At 55.2% G+C, this 5680-nt stretch carries 3 rRNA genes; all 3 read right to left on the minus strand.

What is annotated here, in order from left to right:
• Positions 1 to 64: 64 nt before the first annotated feature.
• A 5S ribosomal RNA gene (rrf, locus tag ACIQCM_RS15325) occupies positions 65 to 181 on the minus strand.
• Positions 182 to 361: 180 nt separating this feature from the next.
• Positions 362 to 3485 (minus strand): 23S ribosomal RNA (locus ACIQCM_RS15330).
• Positions 3486 to 3972: 487 nt separating this feature from the next.
• Positions 3973 to 5496 (minus strand): 16S ribosomal RNA (locus ACIQCM_RS15335).
• The 16S, 23S and 5S rRNA genes sit together here, the layout of an rRNA operon.
• Positions 5497 to 5680 lie beyond the last annotated feature (184 nt).

The raw sequence follows: 5680 nt of genomic DNA on the forward strand, positions 1-5680 counted from the left end.
GGGGTGTGGGTGTTTAAATGTGGGAGGCCCCGAACCTGGTGGTTCGGGGCCTCGACCAATGTGTGTCCGGCGGTGACCTACTCTCCCACACCCTCCCGGGTGCAGTACCATCGGCGCTGTGGGTCTTAGCTTCCGGGTTCGGAATGGGACCGGGCGTTTCCCCCACGCTATGACCGCCGTAACCTTTTTACCCTTCACCGGGCCCCGTAGGGGGGTGGTGTGGGAAGTTTGTGGTTACAACATGTGCACACGTTGTGTGTGCTGTGGTGTTGTTATGTAGTTGTTGGTTCCTGCCAGTCAAGCCCGGTTCGGGTTGTTGGTTGGGAACCACATAGTGGACGCAAGCATTCTTGTTTTCTTGGTGGTGTAAGTTGTTGGCCTATTAGTACCGGTCAGCTTCACGAGTCTTTAGTCCTCGCTTCCACATCCGGCCTATCAACCCAGTGGTCTGGCTGGGGGCCTCTCACACACGAGGTGTATGGAAATCTCATCTTGAAGCGAGCTTCCCGCTTAGATGCTTTCAGCGGTTATCCCATCCGAACGTAGCTAATCAGCGGTGCACTTGGCAGTACAACTGACACACCAGAGGTTCGTCCGTCCCGGTCCTCTCGTACTAAGGACAGCCCTTCTCAAATTTCCTGCGCGCGCAGCGGATAGGGACCGAACTGTCTCACGACGTTCTAAACCCAGCTCGCGTACCGCTTTAATGGGCGAACAGCCCAACCCTTGGGACCTACTCCAGCCCCAGGATGCGACGAGCCGACATCGAGGTGCCAAACCATGCCGTCGATATGGACTCTTGGGCAAGATCAGCCTGTTATCCCCGAGGTACCTTTTATCCGTTGAGCGACGGCCATTCCACAATGTACCGCCGGATCACTAGTCCCGACTTTCGTCCCTGCTCGAGATGTCTCTCTCACAGTCAAGCTCCCTTGTGCACTTACACTCGACACCTGATTGCCAACCAGGCTGAGGGAACCTTTGGGCGCCTCCGTTACTTTTTAGGAGGCAACCGCCCCAGTTAAACTACCCATCAGGCACTGTCCCTGACCCGGATTACGGGCCGAAGTTAGATGTCCAAAGTGACCAGAGTGGTATTTCAACGATGACTCCACCCGAACTGGCGTCCGGGCTTCAACGTCTCCCACCTATCCTACACAAGCCACTCCGAACACCAATACCAAACTATAGTAAAGGTCTCGGGGTCTTTCCGTCCTGCTGCGCGTAACGAGCATCTTTACTCGTACTGCAATTTCGCCGAGTTTATGGTTGAGACAGCGGGGAAGTCGTTACTCCATTCGTGCAGGTCGGAACTTACCCGACAAGGAATTTCGCTACCTTAGGATGGTTATAGTTACCACCGCCGTTTACTGGGGCTTAAATTCTCAGCTTCGCCTTGCGGCTAACCGGTCCTCTTAACCTTCCAGCACCGGGCAGGAGTCAGTCCGTATACATCGTCTTGCGACTTCGCACGGACCTGTGTTTTTAGTAAACAGTCGCTTCCCCCTGGTCTCTGCGGCCCCGATCCCCTCCCACCAGCAAGTGGTGTTCAAGGTTGGGGCCCCCCTTCTCCCGAAGTTACGGGGGCATTTTGCCGAGTTCCTTAACCATAATTCTCTCGATCGCCTTAGTATTCTCTACCTGATCACCTGTGTCGGTTTGGGGTACGGGCGGCTAAAACCTCGCGTCGATGCTTTTCTCGGCAGCATAGGATCACCAAATCCCCCCATACGGGGGTCCCATCAGATCTCAGGCATCATGAACAGCGGATTTGCCTACCGTTCGCCCTACATCCTTAGACCGGGACAACCATCGCCCGGCTCGGCTACCTTCCTGCGTCACACCTGTTAATACGCTTGCCTCCCAGGATCAGGTCCCGCGCTCCACCAAAACCCTTCACCCACAAGGGGTGTCGGGCAGGTCTCGGGCGGTTAGTATCCCCTGTTCAACATGGGCGGTTTTTCGCCGGTACGGGAATATCAACCCGTTGTCCATCGACTACGCCTGTCGGCCTCGCCTTAGGTCCCGACTTACCCAGGGCAGATTAGCTTGACCCTGGAACCCTTGATCATTCGGCGGACGGGTTTCTCACCCGTCTTTCGCTACTCATGCCTGCATTCTCACTCGTGTAGGCTCCACCGCTGGTTTACACCGCGACTTCACCGCCCACACGACGCTCCCCTACCCATCCAGGCGCCTGAACCACAAGGGCTTAGCTAATACCTGAATGCCACAACTTCGGCGGTGTACTTGAGCCCCGCTACATTGTCGGCGCGGAATCACTTGACCAGTGAGCTATTACGCACTCTTTTAAGGATGGCTGCTTCTAAGCCAACCTCCTGGTTGTCTTCGCAACTCCACATCCTTTCCCACTTAGCACACGCTTAGGGGCCTTAGTTGGTGGTCTGGGCTGTTTCCCTCTCGACTATGAAGCTTATCCCCCACAGTCTCACTGCTGCGCTCTCACTTACCGGCATTCGGAGTTTGGCTGACGTCAGTAACCTTGTAGGGCCCATTAGCCATCCAGTAGCTCTACCTCCAGCAAGAAACACGCAACGCTGCACCTAAATGCATTTCGGGGAGAACCAGCTATCACGAAGTTTGATTGGCCTTTCACCCCTACCCACAGCTCATCCCCTCCATTTTCAACTGAAGTGGGTTCGGTCCTCCACGACGTCTTACCGTCGCTTCAACCTGGCCATGGGTAGATCACTTCGCTTCGGGTCTAGATCACGCCACTGCAACGCCCTATTCAGACTCGCTTTCGCTACGGCTCCCCCACACGGGTTAACCTCGCGACGTAACACTAACTCGCAGGCTCATTCTTCAAAAGGCACGCCGTCACAACTACAAGGCTGCTCCGACGGATTGTAAGCACACGGTTTCAGGTACTGTTTCACTCCCCTCCCGGGGTACTTTTCACCTTTCCCTCACGGTACTGGTCCGCTATCGGTCATTAGGGAGTATTTAGGCTTATCAGGTGGTCCTGACAGATTCGCACGGGATTTCTCGGGCCCCGTACTACTTGGGATACTTCCCAGGCGGCGCACAACATTACGGTTACGGGACTAACACCCTCTCTGGCCGGCCTTTCAAAACCGTTCACCTATGCACGCGCTCTCACCTCACCAGTCCGGCAGAACTGGAACGGAAAGTCCCACAACCCCGACCATGCAACGCCCGCCGGCTATCACACATGGAACGGTTTAGCCTGATCCGCGTTCGCTCGCCACTACTAACGGAATCACTATTGTTTTCTCTTCCTGCGGGTACTGAGATGTTTCACTTCCCCGCGTTCCCTCCACGCACCCTATGTGTTCAGATGCGGGTCACTGAGTCACTCGCGCGCTCAGCGGGGTTTCCCCATTCGGACACCCTGGGATCACAGTCCGGTTATCGACTCCCCCAGGCTTATCGCAGATTCCTACGTCCTTCTTCGGCTCCTAATGCCAAGGCATCCACCGTGTGCTCTTAAAAACTTGACCACAAAGATCAAAAACAAAAAACACTCGAGAGAACCACGAAACCAACCACACCAAACGATGCAGCCAGATCCAGGTTCATATCTTGGAAATTGCTTCTTATAAAAGATGCTCGCGTCCACTATGTAGTTCTCAAACAACAACCCCGTACCACACACCCCACACACAACACCCCAAAGGAGCGAACCATGCATGATCGATGCAGCCAGGAAACCAGAAACAAACAAACCCGGGCAAAACCCGGCCCTGTTGCCTCAGGACCCAACAGTGTGCCAAACACCACCCAACAACCCGAACCGGCTTCCGTTCCACAACCAACCCCGAAGAGCCAGCCCGTACTAACCAAACCAATCCGCGCCACCAGGCACCTATTCATTGATATTCCACCCATGAGCACCCGCCGCAGAACATACGTCTGCGCAACGGGCATATACTCCTGACAACCCCACCACCAGCATGCACCGGCCATGACGTTGTAGGCGCTCCTTAGAAAGGAGGTGATCCAGCCGCACCTTCCGGTACGGCTACCTTGTTACGACTTAGTCCCAATCGCCAGTCCCACCTTCGACAGCTCCCTCCCACAAGGGGTTAGGCCACCGGCTTCGGGTGTTACCAACTTTCGTGACTTGACGGGCGGTGTGTACAAGGCCCGGGAACGTATTCACCGCAGCGTTGCTGATCTGCGATTACTAGCGACTCCGACTTCATGGGGTCGAGTTGCAGACCCCAATCCGAACTGAGACCGGCTTTTTGGGATTAGCTCCACCTCACAGTATCGCAACCCTTTGTACCGGCCATTGTAGCATGCGTGAAGCCCAAGACATAAGGGGCATGATGATTTGACGTCGTCCCCACCTTCCTCCGAGTTGACCCCGGCAGTCTCCTATGAGTCCCCACCATCACGTGCTGGCAACATAGAACGAGGGTTGCGCTCGTTGCGGGACTTAACCCAACATCTCACGACACGAGCTGACGACAACCATGCACCACCTGTGAACCGGCCCCAAAGGAGAAGGACTGTTTCCAGCCCGGTCCGGTCCATGTCAAGCCTTGGTAAGGTTCTTCGCGTTGCATCGAATTAATCCGCATGCTCCGCCGCTTGTGCGGGCCCCCGTCAATTCCTTTGAGTTTTAGCCTTGCGGCCGTACTCCCCAGGCGGGGCACTTAATGCGTTAGCTACGGCGCGGAAAACGTGGAATGTCCCCCACACCTAGTGCCCAACGTTTACGGCATGGACTACCAGGGTATCTAATCCTGTTCGCTCCCCATGCTTTCGCTCCTCAGCGTCAGTTAATGCCCAGAGACCTGCCTTCGCCATCGGTGTTCCTCCTGATATCTGCGCATTTCACCGCTACACCAGGAATTCCAGTCTCCCCTACATCACTCTAGTCTGCCCGTACCCACCGCAGATCCGGAGTTGAGCCCCGGACTTTCACGGCAGACGCGACAAACCGCCTACGAGCTCTTTACGCCCAATAATTCCGGATAACGCTTGCGCCCTACGTATTACCGCGGCTGCTGGCACGTAGTTAGCCGGCGCTTCTTCTGCAGGTACCGTCACTTTCGCTTCTTCCCTACTGAAAGAGGTTTACAACCCGAAGGCCGTCATCCCTCACGCGGCGTCGCTGCATCAGGCTTGCGCCCATTGTGCAATATTCCCCACTGCTGCCTCCCGTAGGAGTCTGGGCCGTGTCTCAGTCCCAGTGTGGCCGGTCACCCTCTCAGGCCGGCTACCCGTCGTCGCCTTGGTAAGCCATTACCTCACCAACAAGCTGATAGGCCGCGAGTCCATCCAAAACCACAAAAAGCTTTCCACCCCCCACCATGCGATGAGGAGTCATATCCGGTATTAGACCCAGTTTCCCAGGCTTATCCCAGAGTTAAGGGCAGGTTACTCACGTGTTACTCACCCGTTCGCCACTAATCCAGGAGCAAGCTCCCTTCATCGTTCGACTTGCATGTGTTAAGCACGCCGCCAGCGTTCATCCTGAGCCAGGATCAAACTCTCCGTTGAAGTAAAACAAAAACAGACACAACCAGAAACGACGGGAAAACGCCGCAACCAGCTGCACAAAATTTGAAACCAGCTGTAAAAACCATGCACACCACGGGGTGGCGGCACAGCAAATCCAACCAATTCATAAAAAATCGGTATCAATAAACTTGGCACACTATTGAGTTCTCAAACAACAGACACA

Origin of the sequence: Pseudarthrobacter sp. NPDC092439 (genome assembly GCF_044754945.1) — a bacterium.
Taxonomy (GTDB): Bacteria; Actinomycetota; Actinomycetes; order Actinomycetales; family Micrococcaceae; genus Arthrobacter.